General features: G+C 58.1%; 1 protein-coding gene. It reads right to left on the bottom strand.

Annotation, left to right across the window (positions count from 1 at the left end; genetic code table 11):
- The coding region (locus HMPREF3170_RS11835) for an HNH endonuclease (protein ID WP_210385503.1) at positions 1 to 275 on the bottom strand (275 nt) is incomplete at its 3' end.
- Positions 276 to 442 lie beyond the last annotated feature (167 nt).

Genomic DNA, 442 nt, shown 5'->3' with positions numbered 1-442 from the left:
TGACACCTCGAGCACAACGGCACCAAATTCTCCAAATCCGTGGTGCCGCCCTCGGCCCAATCCCGAATATGATGCATCTGCAAGAACCTGGTATGCCCACAGCCTGGCACCGCGCACTTATGCCCCCACATCCCTAACAACACCTGCACCTGCTTCGGGCTTGCAAGCCTGCGTTTGCGCCCAAACTTGATCACCTGCCCGTCGGCGTCATAGAGCACACCCATCAAATCTGCATGATCTACCAGATTGGCAAGCCGTGCGGCAGGAGCGGCCATGTGATTCGGTAAAAACGCTCGCCCATCTGATGTCATATGCACCATCACTTGTGCTGCCGGCGCCATCGTTGCATGCTTAGCGGCCCCGGTGCGCACCATGTGCACCATCCCCATCAGTGATTGCAGCATTAATCGTGCCGGTGGCAGCCCGAAGGTCGAGCGCATCA

It is taken from the genome of Corynebacterium sp. HMSC08D02 (genome assembly GCF_001807505.1).
In the GTDB taxonomy this organism is placed as follows: domain Bacteria; phylum Actinomycetota; class Actinomycetes; order Mycobacteriales; family Mycobacteriaceae; genus Corynebacterium; species Corynebacterium pseudogenitalium.
The sequence above is the reverse complement of the archived record's forward strand: the minus strand, read 5'-3'. Positions and strand labels throughout refer to the sequence as shown.